Origin of the sequence: Burkholderia sp. BCC0044 (assembly GCF_902832955.1) — a bacterium.
Lineage (GTDB): Bacteria > Pseudomonadota > Gammaproteobacteria > Burkholderiales > Burkholderiaceae > Burkholderia.
Window position 1 is genome coordinate 1 of the sequence record NZ_CADFDO010000011.1, and the last position, 19,033, is coordinate 19,033.

18 protein-coding genes are annotated in these 19,033 nt (G+C 65.9%); 11 read left to right on the forward strand and 7 right to left on the reverse strand.

What is annotated here, in order from left to right; translation table 11 throughout:
- The coding region (locus HWX14_RS35685) for a DUF3400 domain-containing protein (RefSeq protein ID WP_175886728.1) at nt 1-489 on the forward strand (489 nt) is incomplete at its 5' end.
- A gap of 53 nt (nt 490-542) precedes the next feature.
- Here the strand turns inward: HWX14_RS35685 and HWX14_RS35690 are convergent.
- Nucleotides 543-1,379, reverse strand: a complete 837-nt coding sequence (locus HWX14_RS35690; RefSeq protein ID WP_175886729.1) for a thioesterase — start codon at nt 1,377-1,379, stop codon at nt 543-545.
- Nucleotides 1,380-1,597: 218 nt separating this feature from the next.
- Here HWX14_RS35690 and HWX14_RS35695 point away from each other — a divergent pair, with 218 nt between their 5' ends.
- The 7 genes from HWX14_RS35695 (at nt 1,598) to HWX14_RS35725 (ending at nt 7,986) form a co-directional block, all read left to right on the forward strand.
- Nucleotides 1,598-2,308, forward strand: coding sequence for an ABC transporter ATP-binding protein (locus tag HWX14_RS35695; RefSeq protein WP_175886750.1), 711 nt, complete (start codon nt 1,598-1,600; stop codon nt 2,306-2,308).
- Nucleotides 2,305-3,696: an FtsX-like permease family protein gene (locus HWX14_RS35700; protein ID WP_175886730.1), complete on the forward strand. Its 1,392-nt coding sequence runs from the start codon at nt 2,305-2,307 to the stop codon at nt 3,694-3,696. Before HWX14_RS35695 ends, HWX14_RS35700 begins: the two co-directional genes overlap by 4 nt.
- A 61-nt stretch (nt 3,697-3,757) precedes the next feature.
- Complete coding sequence (locus HWX14_RS35705) at nt 3,758-4,192, forward strand: FixH family protein (RefSeq protein WP_244130406.1); 435 nt, start codon at nt 3,758-3,760, stop codon at nt 4,190-4,192.
- 59 nt (nt 4,193-4,251) lie between these two features.
- Nucleotides 4,252-5,394 (forward strand): DJ-1/PfpI family protein, encoded by a 1,143-nt coding sequence (locus tag HWX14_RS35710; RefSeq protein WP_175886732.1) that lies wholly within the window; start codon nt 4,252-4,254, stop codon nt 5,392-5,394.
- Between the two features lie 112 nt (nt 5,395-5,506).
- Entirely contained in the window at nt 5,507-6,289 is a 783-nt protein-coding gene (locus tag HWX14_RS35715) for an outer membrane lipoprotein-sorting protein (RefSeq protein WP_175886733.1), read from the forward strand.
- On the forward strand, nt 6,286-7,557 hold the full coding sequence (locus HWX14_RS35720) for a hypothetical protein (protein WP_244130407.1): 1,272 nt from the start codon (nt 6,286-6,288) through the stop codon (nt 7,555-7,557). Before HWX14_RS35715 ends, HWX14_RS35720 begins: the two co-directional genes overlap by 4 nt.
- A gap of 36 nt (nt 7,558-7,593) precedes the next feature.
- On the forward strand, nt 7,594-7,986 hold the full coding sequence (locus HWX14_RS35725) for a RidA family protein (RefSeq protein ID WP_175886734.1): 393 nt from the start codon (nt 7,594-7,596) through the stop codon (nt 7,984-7,986).
- Between the two features lie 19 nt (nt 7,987-8,005).
- Here the strand turns inward: HWX14_RS35725 and HWX14_RS35730 are convergent, their stop codons facing one another.
- The 6 genes from HWX14_RS35730 to HWX14_RS35755 form a co-directional block, all read right to left on the reverse strand.
- Nucleotides 8,006-9,220, reverse strand: coding sequence for a cytochrome c peroxidase (locus HWX14_RS35730; RefSeq protein ID WP_244130408.1), 1,215 nt, complete (start codon nt 9,218-9,220; stop codon nt 8,006-8,008).
- A 70-nt stretch (nt 9,221-9,290) separates the two neighbouring features.
- Nucleotides 9,291-10,253 carry an amidohydrolase family protein gene (locus HWX14_RS35735; protein ID WP_175886736.1) on the reverse strand — a complete coding sequence of 321 codons (963 nt, stop codon included), beginning with the start codon at nt 10,251-10,253 and terminating at the stop codon, nt 9,291-9,293.
- Nucleotides 10,250-10,921, reverse strand: coding sequence for a GNAT family N-acetyltransferase (locus HWX14_RS35740; protein WP_175886737.1), 672 nt, complete (start codon nt 10,919-10,921; stop codon nt 10,250-10,252). Before HWX14_RS35740 ends, HWX14_RS35735 begins: the two co-directional genes overlap by 4 nt.
- An 18-nt stretch (nt 10,922-10,939) precedes the next feature.
- Nucleotides 10,940-11,965: a cysteine synthase family protein gene (locus tag HWX14_RS35745; RefSeq protein ID WP_244130409.1), complete on the reverse strand. Its 1,026-nt coding sequence runs from the start codon at nt 11,963-11,965 to the stop codon at nt 10,940-10,942.
- Nucleotides 11,966-12,124: 159 nt separating this feature from the next.
- Nucleotides 12,125-13,987 carry an alpha/beta hydrolase gene (locus HWX14_RS35750; protein WP_175886738.1) on the reverse strand — a complete coding sequence of 621 codons (1,863 nt, stop codon included), beginning with the start codon at nt 13,985-13,987 and terminating at the stop codon, nt 12,125-12,127.
- A gap of 4 nt (nt 13,988-13,991) precedes the next feature.
- Nucleotides 13,992-14,258 carry a phosphopantetheine-binding protein gene (locus tag HWX14_RS35755; RefSeq protein WP_047903999.1) on the reverse strand — a complete coding sequence of 89 codons (267 nt, stop codon included), beginning with the start codon at nt 14,256-14,258 and terminating at the stop codon, nt 13,992-13,994.
- Between the two features lie 172 nt (nt 14,259-14,430).
- Between HWX14_RS35755 and HWX14_RS35760 the strand changes: the two genes are divergently transcribed.
- The 3 genes from HWX14_RS35760 to HWX14_RS35770 all read left to right on the forward strand — a co-directional run bounded on the left by HWX14_RS35760 (nt 14,431) and on the right by HWX14_RS35770 (nt 19,028).
- A complete protein-coding gene (locus HWX14_RS35760) occupies nt 14,431-15,177 on the forward strand; it encodes an iron-containing redox enzyme family protein (protein WP_175886739.1) in 747 nt (248 codons plus the stop codon).
- 13 nt (nt 15,178-15,190) lie between these two features.
- The gene (locus HWX14_RS35765; RefSeq protein ID WP_175886740.1) at nt 15,191-16,699 is read left to right on the forward strand and encodes an AMP-binding protein; all 1,509 of its coding nucleotides are present in this window, start codon (nt 15,191-15,193) and stop codon (nt 16,697-16,699) included.
- Between the two features lie 67 nt (nt 16,700-16,766).
- Nucleotides 16,767-19,028 carry an AMP-binding protein gene (locus HWX14_RS35770; protein ID WP_175886741.1) on the forward strand — a complete coding sequence of 754 codons (2,262 nt, stop codon included), beginning with the start codon at nt 16,767-16,769 and terminating at the stop codon, nt 19,026-19,028.
- Nucleotides 19,029-19,033 lie beyond the last annotated feature (5 nt).

Here is a 19,033-nt window from a genome sequence, read left to right on the forward strand (position 1 = left end):
AAGCTCGACGGGGTGACGGGCACGCGCTACATGTATCACGACCCGTGCCACACGCCGATCAAGACGATCGACCCGGTGAAGCTCGTCAACGAGCTGATGGGTTCGGAGAAGGACGGCTACAGGATCGAGAAGAACGATCGCTGCTGCGGTGAGTCGGGCACGCTGGCGGTCACGCGGCCGGACGTGTCGACGCAGGTGCGCTTCCGCAAGGAAGAGGAGATCCGCAAGGGGGCCGCGAAGCTGCGCGCGATTCCGGTGGTGGCGGGCGAAGCGCCGGCGCCGGCCGCGGCGGGCGCGAGCGGTCCGGACGTGAAGATCCTGACGAGCTGCCCGTCGTGCCTGCAGGGCCTGTCGCGTTACAACGAGGACGCGAACATCGAAGCCGACTACATCGTGGTCGAAATCGCACGCCAGGTGCTCGGCGAGAACTGGATGGCCGATTATGTCGCACGGGCCAACCATGGCGGGATCGAGCGCGTGATGCTGTGAGAAAAAAAAGCCGGTGCCGACCCTGCCGGCGCAAGCGTTTCCCTGTATCGAGACTAGGCGTGTGCGGCCAGCGTCGCGACGACGTGATCCTGAAGCTCGCGCTCCCGCGCATGGATGAAGAAATGATCGCCGTCGAACCGATGAAGCGAAAACGGTCCGTCGCTGTAGCGGCGCCATTCGCGCAACGCATCCATATCGACATGCGGATCGTGCAGGCCGCCAAATACGGTCAGCCCGCACCGCAACGCGAAAGGCGTATCGGTGCAATACCCTTCGGCGAGCGCCAGATCGGCTCGCAGCGCGCGCAGGAAGTGCCGAAGCCAGTCCGGTTCCGACAGCAACGCATCCGGTGTGCCGCCCATCGTCTTCAGCCAATTGATGAGGTCCGGTTCCGGCAACCGATGAATCGATAACGGACGAGGGGCGACATGCGGCGCACGGTGCGCGGCACAGAACGCGTGAATGGGCCGAGGAAGCCGGCGTCGATCGAGCTCCTTCAACCATTCGATGCCGACGACGCTGCCGAAGCTGTAGCCGAAGGTGCCGAACGGCTTGTCGAGAAGCCCGCTCGCGGCGGTGGCCAATGCATCCGTCATCGCATCCAGCGACGTGGGCGGCGCTTCCGAGAAGCGCGTCTGGCGTCCCGGCAGTTCGACTGCGACGACTTCGATCCAGCTGGGCAGATCGAGCGCCCAGCGTCGATAGAGCAGCGAGCCGGCACCGGCGTACGGGAAGCAGAACAGCCGGTGCGTGGCGGCGGGTTGCGGGCGATGCAGGATGAACCAGGGCGTTATCTTGACTGGCATGCCGATTGAGAGCGGAAGTCGTGACGCGTCGCGGCCGCGATCCGATCCGGGGCGGCGCGCCGATGACGTGCAGCGTAATCGCAAGGGCCGGCGACGTATGCCGTTCGAGGGTACAGGTTGACGATCCCTCCCGGTCGTGATTGCGCGCGAATGTGGAGCGCGACACGCGATCGCGGCATTCGGTCCGCGCCCGGATGCTGCCCCAACGAACAGGTTTTTCCCGGCAGGCAAGTTGGTATTCTGCGCTGCGCGATCGTCCTGCACCGTGCTGTCGCGGCCTGCCAACTTCGTACATCGAGACCATGAACGCCGTAATACTCGAAGCCGTTGAAAAGTCGTATCTGATGGGTTCCGTCAACGTGACCGCGCTGCACAACGTCACGCTTGACATCCGCGACGGAAAACTGACCGTCATTGCCGGTGCGTCCGGCAGCGGGAAGTCGACGTTGCTGAATCTCGTCGGATGCGTGGACCGGCCCGATCGCGGCCGCATCGTCGTGGCGGGTGAAGAAGTCGGTCGTCTGTCGGATGACGCGCTGTCCGATTTCCGTGCTCGCCGGCTCGGTTTCGTGTTCCAGAACTTCAACCTGCTGCCGGTGCTCACGGCGCACGAAAACGTCGAATATCCGCTGCTTCTCGCCGGCACGCGATTGACGGAGTCCGAGCGTGCGGCGAGGGTGCGGGACATGCTCGATGCGGTCGGCCTGGCGGACAAGATGCATCATCGTCCGGGACAGATGTCGGGCGGTCAGCGGCAACGCGTCGCGATCGCGCGCGCCCTCGTCGCGTCGCCGACCCTCGTGCTGGCGGACGAGCCGACCGCCAATCTGGACAGCAAGACGGGCCAGCAGATCATCGCGCTGATGCGGCGATTGCAACGGGAGCGGCGCGTGTCGTTCGTGATCTCGTCGCACGATCCGCAGGTCATCGCGGCGGGCGACGACGTCGTCCATATTGCCGACGGGACCGTGTCCGACGTGACACGCACGGACGACCAGGAGGCGTTCGCATGAAGACCTTTTCGCTCGCGCTGCGCAACCTGCTGCGCAACCGCCGCCGCTCGATCACGACCCTGCTTGCGATGATCGTCGGCGCGCACGCGGTGCTGCTGTTCGGCGGCTATACGCGCAACATCACGTATGGTCTGCAAACCGATTACGTGAAGTACGGCGGCCACCTGCAGATCGAACGCAAGGGGTTCTACGAGTTCGGCAGCGGCAATCCTTCCGAGTACGGGATCGACAACTACGAGGCGATCATCGATGCGGTGAAGGCCGACCCGGTTCTGGCGACGATGGTGCTCGTCGCGACGCCCACGCTGCAATTGCAGGGCATCGCGGGCAACTTCGACGCGGGATTGTCGCGTACCGCGCTCGCGCTCGGCGTGCGCGTCGACGACCAGAACCGGATGCGCGCGTGGAACGACTATCAGTTCCCCGTGACGATCCCGCCGATGGCGCTGACCGGCACGACGGGCGACGCAGCCGTGATCGGCACCGGCCTCGCGCGTGTGCTCGAACTGTGCGGGCCGCTCAAGGTACCCGACTGCAATCCTCCCAGGAAGTCGGCGGACACCACGACGGCTTCGCCGCTTCCGGGCGATATCGCGGCGCTTGCCGAGGGTACGCGCGCGGCGCCGGCCGGCGAGACGGGCGGCCGGCGGATCGAACTGCTCGCGGCGACCGCGCGCGGTGCGCCGAACGTGGCGGAACTGCAGGTCGTGAAGGCGGAACGGCAGGGCATCAAGGAATACGACGACATGTACGTCGGCCTGCATCTCGCGCAAGCGCAGCGACTGGTCTACGGCACCGAGCAGCCGAAGGCCACCGCGATCGTCGTGCAGTTGCGCCATACGTCCGATTTGCCTGCCGCGAAGGCCCGGATCGAGACGCTGCTCAAAACGAAATTCGCCGGTACGGACACGGAAGTCGTCGATTACACGGTGCTGAACCCGTTCTACGGTCAAGCGCTTGCGATGTTCGCGACGCTGTTCGGTTTCGTCGCGCTCCTGATCGCCGCGATCGTGCTGTTCACCGTCGGCAACACGATGAGCACGGCGGTGTTCGAGCGCACGGTGGAAATCGGCACGCTGCGCGCGATGGGATTGCGCCGTGCGGGCGTGCGTCGCCTGTTCCTGTGCGAAGGGTTGCTGCTCGGCGTGATCGGCGCGGTGCTCGGCGTCGCCAGCGCGGCATTGCTCGCCGGCGTCATCAACGTCAGCGGCCTGACGTGGACGCCGCCGGGCCGCTCGCCGGTGCCGCTGATCATTCGCGTGTGGGGCGAGAACGACCTGATCGTCGGTACCGCGATCGGCCTGCTCGTGGTGGCGATGCTTTCCGCGTTGCTGCCCGCGCGCCGCGCGTCGCGAATGGAGATCGTCGATGCGCTCCGTTATGCGTGATCGCACGATCGGCGCGGGCGTCAATGAAATCTCGATGAAATCGATTCGTCGGCGGATTGTCATGTTAGCCTTCGCCGGGAGTTGCGTCGTCGTGCTCGGGGCATGCGGCGCACCGGCCGAGCAGCCGGTTCCCGCGGGTCTGAATCTGTCGTTGACGCAAGCGACCGCGTCGGGCGCGTACGTCGTGACGCTCGAACCGCCGACGACACCGCCGCCGCTGAACCGGATCCATGCGTGGACCGTTACCGTGAAGCGTGCATCGGGCGAGCCCGTGCACGGTGCGCGCATCGATGTCAGCGGCGGGATGCCTCAGCACGGGCACGGTCTGCCGACGCGCCCTCGCGTGGTCGACGGCGACGCAAGCGGGACGTATCGGCTGCAAGGGATGAAGTTCAGCATGCCCGGCTGGTGGACGATCACGCTGAAGGTCCGCGGCGCGCAGCGCGACGACGACGTGACGTTCAACGTCGTGTTGCCGCCGGTGGCGGCGTCATGACGGTCGACACGGGCGCCATGCCCGATTACTGGATGAGTTCCATTCACGGAGAGGCTTCAATGCGAAAAGTCATGCTGTACTGGATGATGGCGCTGCTCGCGCCGTTTGCATCGGGTATCGCGAACATGGCCCATGCGGGGCCGGCGAGCGAAGCGTCGGCGCCGGCCGCGGCCGCGCCCGCGGCGGCCCGCGCAGACCGGCTGCCCGCCTATCAGCCGCGCTTCGGGCGCACGCGCCCGATCGTCGCCGTCGTCGGCGAAAACTACTATACCGAGCTGACCGATTACGTCGTGCCCTATGGCATCGTCGCCGAATCGGGCGCGGCGGATCTCGTCGCGCTTGCGACGAAGCCGGGCCCCATCCGGATGTTCCCGGCCCCGATGAACGTCATCCCGGACGAAACCACCGCCCAGTTCGACGAGCGCGTGCCGCAAGGGGCGGACTATGTGATCGTGCCGGCCGTGCATCGCGACAGCGATCCGGCGCTGCTTGCGTGGGTGGCCGAGCAGGCGAAGAAGGGCGCGACGATCATCGGCGTGTGCGACGGCGTGTGGGTCGTCGCGCGCGCGGGGCTGCTGGAAGGCCGCCGCGCAACGGGGCACTGGTACTCGATGAACGATCTCCGCAAGAAGTTTGCCGATACGCGCTGGGTCGACGGCAAGCGTTACGTTGCCGATGGCAAGGTCGTCACGACGACCGGCGTCACCGCGACGATTCCGGTATCGCTGGCGCTCGTCGAGGCGCTCGCCGGGCGCGAACGCGCGCTGCAGGTCGCCGAGCGACTCGGCCGCCCTGCATGGTCGTCCGAGATCGCGAGCGACCGCTTCAACCTCGGGTTGCCGGCGATGGCGACGATCGCAACCAACTACGTGTCGTTCTGGTCGCATGAGGATTTCGGTATCCCGATCGCGCCGGGTGTCGACGAAATCGCGCTCGTGCTCGAGGCCGACGCCTATTCGACGACGTTCCGCTCGACCGCCTACACGGTGGCCGCGAGCCGCGAACCGGTGCGCACCCGGCGCGGGCTGACGATCGTTCCCGATCGCGTAGCCGGCGTCGACGCGCCGACGCGGATGCTGTCCGCGCCGATCACGCGCTACCCGTTGCATGCGCTCGACGCATCGCTGAATGCGATCTCGTCCGAGTTCGGCAAGCGCACGGCCGCGTGGGTCGCACTGCAGATGCAATATCCGGGCTACTGAGCTGCGCGTCGCAGCGTCGCCTGGTTCCTCCCCAAGCCTGTCGGTTCTCCGCCCGTTTTCGGGTGGGGGCCGAACTCGTCCCTGTCATTCCGTATTTGCCCCGGAGATTCCGATGCAGACGCATTCGATGGCGCGCCTGGGCGCCGCCGCGATCCTCGCACTCGCCTGCTGTGCCGCACACGCCGCGCCCGATCCGCAGCGCATCCTCGCCGCGAGCGATGCCGTTCGCAACCCGAGCGAGCCGTTCACGCTGAATGTCACGCTGACCCAGTACACCGACGGCAAGCAAACGGATTCGAACGCACTGACCGCCTACTCGCGGATCAACCCGACGAGCGGTCAGTTTCGCAGCCTGATTCGATTCGCCGCGCCGGCGCGCGACGCGAACAAGCTGATGCTCAAGAGCGGCAACGATCTGTGGTTTTTCGATCCGGCGAGCAAGGCGACGATCCGCATTTCGCCGCAGCAACGCTTGCTCGGGCAGGCGTCGAACGGCGATGTGGTCACGGTCAATTTCGCACAGGGATATCGTGCGCAGGTCGAGGCGGAGGAGGACGTGCAGGACGGCGAGCGCCAGACGCGCCGTGCGTACCGGTTGAAGCTCGTCCAGAGCGTATCCGACATGACGTATCACTCGATCGAAATGTGGATCGATACGACGGACTCGCGCCCCGTGAAGGCCCGTTTCTTCAGCGAAAGCGGCAAGCTCCTCAAGACGGCGTTCTATCGACGCTTTCAACAGCAGCTCGGCGCGTTGCGGCCCACCGAGATCGTGATCATCGACGGGCTCAATCCGAATCTCGTGACCGTGATGCGATATGCGGACTATGTGGCGAAGGAGATCCCGGATGCCTGGTTCCAGTCCGATTTCATGGCGCGTTTCCAGCCTGAATGATGACGCGAATCGGCATCGCCTGTATCGCGTTGGCCGGCATGGCGAGCGTATGCCATGCGAACGATGCGGAAGAGGCCGGACTGGCGCTTGCCGACGCGACGCCGGTGCAGAAGGTCGACGACGGCAAGTACCAGTTCAGTCTCGAGCCGGGCTTGCGTTTCGCCACCTTGCGGCCAGGCGGCACGCGGACGGCCACGCGCCTGTCGCTCGACCTGACGGCGCGTCATGCATTCTCGAATGGCTGGGGCATCAGTTTCGCCGATCGACTCGACCTGAACGGTCCGTGGCGCTTCGACGGCGACTCGGGCGCGATCAACACGCTGAAGGAGCTGTATGTGGACGGTCGCGTGGGCAGCGGTAGCACGCTGCTGCAGGCCGGTCGCGTCAATGTGCGGCTCGGTGTCGCCACCGGCTACAACCCCACCGACTTTTTCCGCGACAACGCAGTCCGTTCCGTGACCTCGGTGGATCCCGCGAGCCTGCGCGAGAACCGGCTCGGCACGGTGATGCTGCGCGGTCAGCAATTGTGGGCCGACGGTTCCGTCAGCGCGCTCGTCGCGCCGCGGATAGCGGATCGGCCAAACGACGCGTCGTTCTCGCCGGACTTCGGCGCAACGAACCAGCGCACGCGCTGGATGCTGCAGTTCAGCCAGCGCGTCATCTCGGATCTGTCGCCGCAGATCGTGATCTACGACGACGGGAAGCCCGGCAGTTCGCCGCAATTCGGCGTCAACCTGGTCCATCTCGTCAACAACGCGTGCGTCGGATACGTCGAGTGGTCGGGCGGGCGAGGGCCGTCGACGCTGGCACGCGCGCTCGGCCAGCCGTACAGCGATGTCGCGTTCCGCTGGAAACTCGCGACCGGCGCGACCTGCACGACGTCGCGCAATCTCTCCGTCACGCTGGAGTACGACCGGGACGGCGCCGCGCTCGATCGCGCGGGTTGGCAGGCGCTGCGCAATGGCCCGCCGGCCGGCTACGCCGCGTATCGAACGCTGGCGGCCGCCCAGCAGGACCCCACGACGCGCGACGGGCTCTTCGCGATGGTCAGGTGGCAGGACGCATGGATCCAGCGTCTGGATCTCTCCGGTTTCGTCAGGTTGAACCTCGCCGATCGCAGCCGGCTCACGTGGCTCGAGGCGCGTTATCGCTTCCCCAGAACCGATGTCGCGTTGCAATGGCAGATCAATGCGGGCGCGTCGTCGACCGAATACGGCGCGCTGCCGCAGTCGAATCTCTTTCAGTTGCTCGTCAAGCACTATTTGTGACGCGGCAGCGCCACCTGCTTCAAGGAGAAGAAGCGCATGAAACACTATGTGACGTCGGGCAACGATTTGCCGCAGTGGCCGTCGCCGATCAGCCATGCCGTGGTCGCGAACGACACCTGCTATCTCAGCGGCCAGCTTTCGCTGAACGCCGAAGGCCACTACGTGCCCGGGACGCCGGCCGAAGAAGCGCGGCGCGCGTTCGCGAACCTGTTCCGTGCGCTCGAAGCGGCGGGATTCAGCCCACGGGATCTCGTGTTCGTCGACATCGCGTTCTCCGACATCGGCGCACTCGAGGAGGTGAATGGCGTTTATGCCGACCTGTTTCCGGCGGATCGCCGGCCTGCGCGAACCGTCTATCAGGCGGCTGCGTTGCCGTTCGGCGGCCAGGTCAAGGTGATGGGCGTCGCCGTTCGCGACGCGTCGCGCTGACGAACGGCGGCGCGCGCGCTCAGCGCTCGACGATGGGGCCGGAAAACGCGCCGAGCAGCGCGACGAGTTGCCGTTGCTCGTCTTCCGACAACGCGATCCGTTTCAGTTCGCTGTGGCCGATCGTGGCCGCGGGCGCATCGGCGTAGTGGCGCATCACGGCGTCGAGCGACGCGAATTGGCCCGCGTGCATGTATGGCGGCCGCAGTGCGACGTTGCGCAGGCTCGGCGTCTTGAATGCGCCGAGCATGTGCGGATCGTCGGTCGAGATGAATTGCAGCTCCTCGCACTGCTCGGGCTTCGCATCGCTGAACGGCCCCAGGCAGTTGAATTCGTCGTGCAGTACCTTGTCGATCGCCGCCGCGCGACCGGCATCGGCAGCCGTCCCGTTACGCGACGGTACGCCGATGTTGTGAAACTGACGGTCGCTCAGCATGGGCCCGGTGTGACAGGTCATGCATTGGCCTTTGCTCACGAACAGGCGGAGGCCTGCTTTTTCGGTCGGGGTCAGCGCGGCGAGCTTGGCCGGGTCGCCGGTCAGGACGCCGTCGACGTAAGTATCGAAGCGCGAAGGCCCGTACTGCAGCGTCGCTTCATACGCCGCGATCGCCTTGCCGAGATTCGCGAACACGCGCGACACGTCGGTGCGGGTGCGTTCATCGAGCCGTTGCCATACCGCTTTCTCCGTGTCCGTGCCGAGCGGGCCGCCGTCGCGCGGCAGCGCGCTCAGGTCGGGCAGCGGTCCGAACAGCGGCTCGTAAGCGCTGCGGTAGTGCTCGGCAAGCACATGGGCGGCGCGCAGCCGGGTGCCGCCGTGTTCGTTGTGATCCTCGATCGGCCCGATCGCCTGCGACCACAAGCTATCCTTGCGGCCGTCCCAGAACAGCCACGGCGCATCGGTCGTGCCGATGACGGGCATCGTGCGACGCACGCCGATGCCCAGGCCGATCGCCAGCGGTCGCCTGTCTTCGAACTGGCGGTCGGGGGTGTGGCAGCTTGCACAGGCGATCGCGCCGTTTCGGCTGAACCGCGGATCGGAGAACAGACGCTTGCCGAGCTGCGCCGCTTGTGCGGACGCGGCCACGCGATTCGACGGGTCGACTTTGACGACGACGTTCGCGGGCAGGCGCATCGATTCGAGTTGCGCACGTTCGTCGGCGCGCCAGTGGTCCGGCGCGTCGGCGGTTTCGGCCACTGCATCGGCCGCGGGATCCGGCCATGCGATCCACACGACCATGGCGCCGATCACCGCGGCAGTCGCAAGCCGATGGTGGGTACGGGACCGCCGCCGCGCGCGACGGCCGGCATCACGCGATCGCATCGATCGTGCGCGATGCCGGCAGCAGTGCGCGCGTATTGCCCGACATCAACCACTTGCGTTGCACCGGCGCGACTGCCGCGAGCGGGCCGTCGGCGGCGAGGAACTGTTCCATGACCTTGCGATGGCCGCCCGAGTTGCGAAACACCGGCCAGTCGGTGCCGAACAGAATCTTGTGATTGATGTTCATGCGGAACAGCTCCGCGAGCGCGACCGACCATCCCTGAGGATGCTGCGAGCCGAGAAATGCGCTGACGTCGAGATACACGTTGGGCCGATACGCGCACTGTCGCGCGCAGGCGTCGACGTGATGGACGGCGCCGTGCGCGAGGATGAAGTTCACATCGGGAAAATCGAACGCCGCGCGATCGAGCAGATCCGGGTGCGAGTACGCAAACTCGAGCGCCGGGCTGGTCGGCCCCACGTGCAGAAGGACCGGCAACCGGTGGGCGCGACAGATTTCATACAGCGGGTACAGGCGCTTGTCGCTCGGACTGTAACCGCACGGCGGATAGAGTTTCAATCCGGAGAAGCCGTACTCGACCACGCCTTTCTCGAACAACGCGACACCGTCCGCGCCCCAACGCGGATCCATGCCGCCGAATACGTGAAAGCGTTCGCCGTGACGCTGCAGAATCGCATGATGCTCGGCATACATCTCGGCGATCGTGAGCTCGCTCTTCATCACGTACGTGAAATCGGGCAGCAACAGCACGGCCTGCTCGATGCCGGCCGACGTCATGTCGGCCACCAGGGCATCGCCGAAGTGGTCCTGGCTTTGCGCGAGATAGGTATCGAGCAGTTCCGCGCGCGATTTCCGTACGCCATTGGCGACGAGCCGGACATGAACGTTGGCGCAGAATCCCTCGAGGAACGCAATGGGGATGAAGCGCGTCGACGCGATGTGGCAGTGCGAGTCGATGATCGGCCCGTCGTAGATGGCGTGGCTCATACCGATGCTTGGGCGGGGGCGGGGGCGATGCGGTCGGCGTCGCGACTCACGAGCATGCCGAGCGCACGTTCCTTGAGGTCCGCGACGCGCTGCATCATGAAGTGACCGGCGTGCATCTTCCCGTTCGCCCGCGCGTAGTCCGGCAACGTGCCCCACGTCTGAAAACCGTAGTGCTCCCATACCCGGTGAGCGGGCGTGCCGTCTCGCACGTCGAGCGTCAACAGTTCGACATTGTCCCGATCGCATTGCAGCGCAATCTCGACGAACGCGGCGGGCAGCACGCCACCGCCGCGACACGCGTCATGGATCATCCCTTTCGCGAGATCGGTGATATGGCGATTGTTGGGGTTCAGGTTGCGGCGCAACGTGCACAGGCCGATCAGCTGCCCGGTGTTCGCGAAGATCGTCAGCAGGCGAACCTTCTCCGCGGCGAGATTCGAGCGCAGTTCCTCGAGATAGCGGTTCGCTTCCGCGTCCGTGATCGTTTCGGCGAAGCCGATGATCGGCGCGCTTTCGCTCGTGCGCCGCATCAGTTCGACGATCTGCGCGCCCAGCGCATCGTCGACGCCGTTCGTCCAGCGATACGTGACATGCGTGACGTTGGCCTTCGGCAACGCGATCGGATACTGTGCGCCGTCGGCAAGCAAGGTACGGATGGAGTCGTTCATGAGTGTCCCTTCCCTGGATCACGTGGTTTCGAGGGCCACGGCGCTTTCGGCGCGTGGCGGGGTCGTGGAGGTGCACAGGTCGTCGAGCACGGCCTGCAGGCCATGATCGATCAGCCACTGATCGTCGTAGATCGTGTCGAGATACTTGGTGCCGCTGTCGGGCAGCACGAGCACGATGTTGGCCGGACCTTGCAGGGTGGCGACGTAGCGGCGCGCGGCCTGCGCGATCGCGCCGGACGAACCGCCGAGCAGCAGCCCTTCGTCGAGCGCGAGGCGACGGCAGCCGACGAACGCATCGCGATCGACGATGCGCATCGTGTCGTCGACGAGATGAATCAGGATGTTGCCGGGCTGAAAACTGAGCCCCGCGCCGTTCTGCAGATGCGGCCGGTAGGTGCCGCCGAACACGACCGAACCGTCGGGCTCGACACCGATCACGCGGGTGGCCGGATCGCGCTCCTTCACATAGCGTGCGATGCCGCTCAGATGGCTGCCGGTGCTCGCGGACACGATCACGGCGTCGAGCCGATCGGCGAGCTGGGCGACGATTTCGGGCCCGGTGGAGTAATAGTGGGCGTCGATCGCGGCCGGATTGTTGTACTGATCGAGGTTCACGCAGTTCGGCACGCTCGCGGCGATCGCCTTCGCGACCGCAATGCGCTTGCGCTGATAGCTGCCCGTCTCGTCGGGGTGTTCCACCATCTCGACCTCTCCGCCGAAGGCTCGCACGAGATTGGCATTCGTCTTCGGCGTCTTCGGGTCGAGCACGCAAATGAAGCGATAGCCGCGCGTCGCGCACAGCATCGCAAGGGCGTGCCCCATGTTGCCCGACGTCGATTCGACGATCGACCAGCCCGGCTTGAGGCCGTGGTCGCGCTCGGCCTGGCGCAGCAACTGCAGCGCGCTTCGGTCCTTGACGCTGTTGCCGGGGTTGTAGCACTCGAGCTTTCCATACACGCGGATTCGCCTGTGTTCATTCGACAGGCTTTTCAGATACAGCAGCGGCGTATCGCCGATCAGTTCGACAAGGCTGTTTGCGTACATTCGACATCTCCGACCAGCGGGTTGGCGTTGGCTTGTGCGTCGTTTGCGAGTTGTACGACGCGATCGGCCGCGTGTGATCCGGCTTGCTTCACAGTGCGACTTTAGTGATCGATGCCCCGGGCCTGTAACTGTCCGAACGGGCATCGGAAGGCTCGTGCGTCACAGTTCGCCCGATTCCATCTCTATCTCGCCACGGTCGGCCGCCGGGACGAAGCGCAGTCTCGGGTGCGGCAGTGCGTCGGGTGTCAGCGCCGGATCGTCGACGAACATGCGGACGAGTTGCGCGAGGAGCGCCGCATTCTGATGAACCATGTGATGACTGCCGCCTTGGAGCTCGACCTGGATCGGGCGCAGCTGGGCCGACGTAATGGCTCGCGCTCGGATCGCGCATGTCATTTCGTCGTATTCCCCGGTCACGAGCAGCGCAGGGATGCCGGCGATCGATGCGTCGCGCTCGGCCTCGATTCGATGGGCACGAAAGTTCAGCAATTGCTGGCTGTATTCGATCATGTTCTCCGCCGACACGAACGGCGCGTGCAGCCAGTGGCGCGTCGCCGAATCGGGCAGCGCGAACATCGACGCATGTCCGCCTTCGCGCGCGTCGCTTCGTGCCCGCTTGTCCAGCAGCCCGATCATCGATTTGGCCATGCTGTCCGCGGCCTTCGGCATGCGCGCGACGAGCGAGCACATCGTATTGAGATTGTTTTCGTACGCGCTGTCCGCACCGTCGTAGTCCTGTGCGCCGGCGAACGACGGCGCGATCAGGCTCATCGACGCGATGCGGCCGGGCAGTGCGCGGGCGAGCGCCAGCGCATATCGGGCGCCCCCGCACCAGCTCGCGACGTGAATCGCGTCGATGCCCTCGACGTCGAGCAATTCGGTCACGCCGCGCGCGTAGCGGTCAGGCGCGTCGGGGGCCGAATAGTACGCGCGTGTCAGTCCGGAATCGGCAGGCGCGTCGTCTGCGTCGTCCGCCAGGTAGACGGAGAAATCCGACGGCAATCCGGTTGCGAAGTCGTGCCACACGTCGTGCGGGATGCCGAATGCATTGATGAGCAACATGGCCCGCGAGCCGCGCCCCGCATTCAGATACACATGCCCGCTGCCGGTCGTGATCCGGCGCGCCGACGGCAGGTCGACAACCCGCGGTGGGCTGCGCCGTTCGTGCAGGGCAGCGTGAGCGGCGACGCGCGCAGCGATTCGAGCCTGCCAGTCGAATCCGTCGCAGTGCAGCCGGTGGGAACGGATGTCGGCCGGGGGCACGTGCGCGTCGTCCGCATATCCGAGTATCCGTTCGGCATGCTTCAGATTCGTTTCGAGTAGAGCGAGAATGGCGTCCGGGCCGGCCTGGGCGGCGTCGGTTCGAGTCGGAACCGGCACCCAGCGCGCGACGCTTTCGGCGAGTTCGCGCCACGTAATACGCCGGCCACCATGCACGACGTGAAGGCCAGGCGACGCTTCCGTCGCTAGCCACGCCAGCACCGCTTCGGCCGTCAGCAGGCAAGCCGTGCCGGCCGCTTCGGCAGGCAACGTCAGCGGTTCTTGCTCGAAGTACGTATCGACGCGGCGGCGTACCTCGAACACGGTTTCCGCGACCGCGTCGGCGAGCGTGTCGAGTGACGATCGCGATACCGTACCCGCGGCGCCGATGGCCGCCGTGCCGTCCGCAAGCGCGTCGCCGAGCACGACGATGCTGGCGTTTTCGACGGATGCTGCCGCAACGTCGAGCGCGGCGGCAAGCGTTCGGGGCAAGGACGCGAATTCGCGTGTGCGACGAATTTCAGGATCGTCGACGACGATGGCGAGCCGCCCGGAACCGGGTGCATGCAATGCCTCGCGAAGTCGAGCGATGCGCGCGTATGCATCGAGTGCCGTAGCCGCTACGCCGTCCGATGCCGCGTCGCCGGCATCGGCCGCTGCGCGCATCGCGTCGAGGTCGCCGGCATCCAGCAGGCAGACACGGTCGTAGCCGCCGGCAGACGACATGCTGCGTGCGGCGAGCGGATGATCGTTCGTCGTCATCGCGTTACGCTTTCACGGACAACAGCATTTCCACCAGATCCACCGCGTCGCCGATGGTTTCGAGGTTCGCGACCTGTTCCGTGTGCGATGCGAAGCTGACGCCGAGCCGATCCTCGGTCAATGCCATCAGCGACAGCAGCGAAATCGAATCGAGCATCAGATCCGAGGTCAGCGACGTTTCCCGCGTCAGCATGTCCGGCGCGATATCGAGCGCGGCAATCTGCGGAATCAGTTCGGTAAGCGTAGCGAACACGTTCGCGTGGTCGTCCATCGGATTCTCCAAGTGCCGTAGGGGTTCCGCTTTATAGCGTCAAGCCACCGCACTGCCTACCTGCACTGACGTACAGGGTTGGCGTACCGATGAAACACTCGCCCGAACGGACAGGTTTCAGTCTTGAAAGCCGCCATTACATTGCCGGTTACCTCACCGACAGGGAACGATCATGACCCTCACTAACGAAGCCGTGCTGATGGACAAAGCGACGTTTTCCCGCGCGCTGCGCGAAACGCTGGACGAGCAGCTCACGCTCGATCACCCGATCTTCGCGGAGTTGTTCACGCCGCAGAAAAACTGGCGCTTGCTGAAGATCATCTCGCTCGAGGGCTACCAGATCACCCGGTACTTTCTCGAGTACATCGAGAATCTGTACTTCCGCTGCCCGTTCCCCGACCACAAGCGCCGGCTGCTGTACAACCTGTTCGAAGAGGAAACCGGGCGCTTCTCCAAAACGAAGAACCATGTCGAGCTCATGGAAGACTTCATTCGCGCGCAAAACATCAGCGACGACGAGCGCGATGCGTGGACGCCGTCCGCGGCCACGCGCGAGCTGATCGAGTATCGCCTCGAGAACTGCAAGGGCGAGGGTACCTACCATATCGGCGCCGCCGCGGTGATGATCGCGAGCGAGGGGCAGAGCCTGGAAACCCGCGCGGGCGACGCGCGCCACTCCATTCTGGCGAAGTGCTACGGGCTCACCGAGGAGGACACGCGATTCTTCTCGGTTCACCAGAAAGAGGACGTCGCGCACGTGGCCGAGGGCATCTCGCTCGTGACCGACCTGTGCACGACCGTGGAGATGCAGCAGGAAGCGCTGTTCGCGGTGCGCCACACGTGCAAGCTGTTCTGGAACATGTATGAAAGCGCCGCGCAAAAGTACTACGCGTCCGCGGAAGGCGTCGCGCACGCGTGACGGGACAACGCCGATGATGACCTTCGACGATCTCGTCGCGCGTTTGCGCGACAGCAGTCATACCCTGACCTTTGTCGACGACAAGGGCGCCGAAACCGTCCGGACCTTTCACGAACTGTTCGAAGACGTGCTCGCCACGGTCGAGCGCGGCAAGGCGATCGGCCTCGTTCCGGGCGCGCGCGTCGGCATCGCGGCGCCGAACGGCTATCCGTGGATGGTGTGGGATCTCGCGTGCATCGAGCTCGGCTGCGTATCGGTCGCGTTTCCGAACGATGGCCTGGCCGACACGTGCCGCGCATTGATCGAGCGCTACCGGCTGAGCGTGCTGGCCGTGGACGCTCGATGGCTCGATGCCGGCGAGACGATCGGCGGGCGGGTCGTGGATATCGATCCCGCCAGCCGGGGAGATTCGCACGCGCGCATCGAGCCGGTGCAGGTCGAGCATGCGCCCGATACCCATTCGCTCGTGTTCAGTTCAGGCACGACGGGCCGGACCAAGGGGCTCGTGATGAGCCGGCGCGGCACCGCGCACTTGCTCGGGCTGTATGGCGACGCATTCGGCGTCGTGCCGGGCGAGCGATTCCTGACGTTCCTGCCGTTCGCGAACTATCAGCAGCGGATGACGTATTACTTCTGCCTGTATCACGGGGTCGATCTCGTGTCGGTGCCGTTCCACGGGCTTTTTCCTGGGCTCAAGCGGCATCGTCCGACGTTCGTGATCGCACCGCCGGTGCTGTACGAGACGCTGCATACGCTGGCGCGAGCGGCCGCCGGGCCCGGTAGCGACCCGTCGACGCTCGCGGAGCGGTTGAGCGCGCTGACCGGCGGCAACATCCGCTACATGGTCACCGGGATGGCGCCGATCAAGCGCGCGGCGCTCGATTTCTTCTGGGATTGCGGGATCGCACTGTACGAGGCATTCGGGATCACCGAAGCCGGCATGGTCGCGTGGAACAAGCCCGGGCACGTGCGCGTCGGGACGGTCGGCCAGCCGGCGGAGCCGGGCAGCGTCTCGCTGCTGGAAGACGGCGAAGTCGTCGTCACACGGAGCGCATTGTTGTCGCTCGGCTACTTCGATGCGCCGGAGGAGGACAGTCGCGCGACGTTCATCGCACCGAATGCGGTCGCGACGGGCGACATCGCCGAATTCGACAGCGACGGCTTTCTGCGCGTCGTCGGTCGCAAGAAGGACGCGATCATCACGAGCAACGGCGAGAAATTCCATCCGGAGCCGATCGAGGCGCTGCTGTATCGCGATCCGCGTGTCGACGTGGCCGTCGTGATGGCGGGCGCGCAAGCGGGGCTCAGTGTCGTCATCGCGACGCGCCGGCCGGACGATCCCGAAGTCACCGACGCGCTGCGCGAGCTCGTCCGTGCGATCAACGGCACGTTGCCTGCGCAACGACAACTGGTGAAGGTGATCTTCACCGACCGCGCATTCGACGTCGAAGGCGGATTGCGCACGCGGAACCTCAAGCTCAATCGCCGCGCGATCGCGGACGCATTCCTGCAACACGCATGAGATCGCCGCCGTGCGCAGGCTGCCGCCTGCGCGCGGCGGCTCGCACGGACCTCATTCTGGACCCACCATGACGACGCATCCGAATCCGAACGTGTTTCAGATGGAAGTCGAACCGACCTCCATCATCGAGACGCTCGCCCATCATACCGAGCGGGACCCCGATCGCGTCGCGCTGACCATCCTGCGCGACGGCGAAGCGATCGAAAGCCAAAGCACGTTCGGCGATCTGCATGCCGGCATGATGCGCGTGGCGCGCGGGCTCGCGCAACTGACCGAGCCGGGCGCCCGCGTGCTGCTGCTGTTGCCGACGAGCGCCGAGTTCGTCTGCACCTTCTATGGATGTCTGGCGTCGGGGCGCGTCGCCGTGCCGGCCTACCACCCGCAACAGGTACGCAAGGTCGCGCAATGGGCGAAGCTGCACGCGATTGCCGACAACTGCGGCGCGACGCTGATCGTCGCGCCGGCGACGTCGATCGATACGCTCGAAACCCTGCGCGCGTCGCAGCAGCTGTTCACCGGCTGCGAGATCGTCACGTACGAAGCGCTCGTCGAGGCCGGTGCGCAGGACACGTCGGCGTTGCCGCGCATGCCGGCGCCGGATGATCTTGCGTTCCTTCAATACACGTCCGGATCGACGGGCACGCCGAAGGGCGTGATGATCACGCACGGCAACATCATCGACAATCAACGGTCGATTGCGCTGCTGATGCAGCACGATCGCGACACGCGCATGCTGTCGTGGCTGCCGCTGTATCACGACATGGGGCTGTCGATGCCGTTGCAACTGGCGTCGATCGGGCTGTCGGTGGTGCTGATGTCGCCGGTTGCGTTCGTCCAGCAGCCGGGCCGATGGTTGCGCGCGATTTCCGCCCACCGTGCGACGACGTCCGGCGGGCCGAATTTCGCGTATGCGCTTGCCGCTGCCGCGCTCAACGGAGGCGACGACGAGGGCCGGCTCGACCTGTCCAGCTGGCGCGTTGCGTTTTGCGGCGCGGAGCCGATTCATCGTCAGACCGTCACCGATTTTATCGACGCTGCACGCGCGCACGGCTTCGAGCCCGGCTCGTTCTATCCGTGCTACGGGATGGCCGAGGCGACCCTGATCGTATCGGGCGTGCCGTGCGGCGAAGGCGCCTATTTTCTGGACGTCGATAACGTGAAGCTCGCCGCGGGCATCGTTGAGCCGGTTCAGCCCGGCCACGCGAACGTGAAGAGTCTCGTGTCGTGCGGCGGCACGGCGCCCGGTACCGAGATCCGGATCGCAGGCCCCGACGGCCGCCCGGTGGCCGACCCGAACGGCGTGGGCGAGATCTGGGTGCATGGCGGCGCGATCGGCGTCGGCTACTACGGCAACCCGGAAGCGACACGGTCGACGTTCGGCGCGCATTTCGACGCCGAACCTGGCGCAGGTCCGTTCCTGCGCACCGGCGATCTCGGCGCGGTTGTCGACGGCCGCCTGTACGTGACCGGCCGCGTGAAGGACATGCTGATCGTTCGCGGTCGCAACCTGTATCCGCAGGATATCGAGGCATGCGTGCAGGACGCCGTGCCGGCGTTGCGCCGCGGGTGCGGCGCCGCCGTATCGGTGCAGGCGGACGGCGAGGAGAAGCTCGTGATCATCCAGGAAGTCGGCCGCACCGCGCGCCGGACGCTGGACCTCGACGCCACGCTGCGCGCGATGGTGGTTGCGATCGGCGAGGATTTCGGCGTCACGCCGCACGCGATCGTGCTGGTCGAGCCGGCGACCATCGAAAAGACGTCCAGCGGCAAGATCGCGCGCGCGCTGTGTCGCCGTGCGTATCTGCAAGGCGAGCTGCGCGCCGTCGCCAGCTGGACCGATGGCGCATATGCAGCCGATGCGGGTGCTCCGCAGGGCAGTGCGGTCGCACGGACTATCTCCCCGGAGGCAACCCATTCCGAGTCGATACTGCTCGAGCGCGAGATCGCGGACCGGATCGTACGGATCGTCGCCGAGCGGCTCAAGATCGCCGAGACGCAGGTGTCGCGCACGGCCGCGTGGGTCGAGATGGGTTTCGACTCGGTGAGCGCGCTCCAGTTTTCGTTGAAGGTGCAGCACGTGATCGGGCTCACGTTCGATGCAGCCGTGCTGTGGGACTGTTCGAACGTCGAGCAGCTTGCCGCGCATCTGGCGCGGATGCAGGGCGCCGCGGATGCGTTGCGATCGAGCGATGCGCCCGCATCGGCCGGCACGCAGGCCGATTTCGCGCCGGCCGACGGCGGGGCCGACGCGCCGCATACGCCGGAGCAGCTGGCGGCCCTCTCCGACGCGGAGGCCGAAGCGCTGCTGCTGAAAGCGCTGCAGCGCTGAGCCCC

Coding starts and splice junctions, on each gene's coding strand:
- HWX14_RS35695 (WP_175886750.1), top strand. CDS start 1,598: ATGAACGCCGTAATACTCGAAGCCGTTGAAAAGTCGTATCTGATGGGT.
- HWX14_RS35700 (WP_175886730.1), top strand. CDS start 2,305: ATGAAGACCTTTTCGCTCGCGCTGCGCAACCTGCTGCGCAACCGCCGC.
- HWX14_RS35705 (WP_244130406.1), top strand. CDS start 3,758: ATGTTAGCCTTCGCCGGGAGTTGCGTCGTCGTGCTCGGGGCATGCGGC.
- HWX14_RS35710 (WP_175886732.1), top strand. CDS start 4,252: ATGCGAAAAGTCATGCTGTACTGGATGATGGCGCTGCTCGCGCCGTTT.
- HWX14_RS35715 (WP_175886733.1), top strand. CDS start 5,507: ATGCAGACGCATTCGATGGCGCGCCTGGGCGCCGCCGCGATCCTCGCA.
- HWX14_RS35720 (WP_244130407.1), top strand. CDS start 6,286: ATGATGACGCGAATCGGCATCGCCTGTATCGCGTTGGCCGGCATGGCG.
- HWX14_RS35725 (WP_175886734.1), top strand. CDS start 7,594: ATGAAACACTATGTGACGTCGGGCAACGATTTGCCGCAGTGGCCGTCG.
- HWX14_RS35730 (WP_244130408.1), bottom strand. CDS start 9,220: ATGGTCGTGTGGATCGCATGGCCGGATCCCGCGGCCGATGCAGTGGCC.
- HWX14_RS35735 (WP_175886736.1), bottom strand. CDS start 10,253: ATGAGCCACGCCATCTACGACGGGCCGATCATCGACTCGCACTGCCAC.
- HWX14_RS35740 (WP_175886737.1), bottom strand. CDS start 10,921: ATGAACGACTCCATCCGTACCTTGCTTGCCGACGGCGCACAGTATCCG.
- HWX14_RS35745 (WP_244130409.1), bottom strand. CDS start 11,965: ATGTACGCAAACAGCCTTGTCGAACTGATCGGCGATACGCCGCTGCTG.
- HWX14_RS35750 (WP_175886738.1), bottom strand. CDS start 13,987: ATGACGACGAACGATCATCCGCTCGCCGCACGCAGCATGTCGTCTGCC.
- HWX14_RS35755 (WP_047903999.1), bottom strand. CDS start 14,258: ATGGACGACCACGCGAACGTGTTCGCTACGCTTACCGAACTGATTCCG.
- HWX14_RS35760 (WP_175886739.1), top strand. CDS start 14,431: ATGACCCTCACTAACGAAGCCGTGCTGATGGACAAAGCGACGTTTTCC.
- HWX14_RS35765 (WP_175886740.1), top strand. CDS start 15,191: ATGATGACCTTCGACGATCTCGTCGCGCGTTTGCGCGACAGCAGTCAT.
- HWX14_RS35770 (WP_175886741.1), top strand. CDS start 16,767: ATGACGACGCATCCGAATCCGAACGTGTTTCAGATGGAAGTCGAACCG.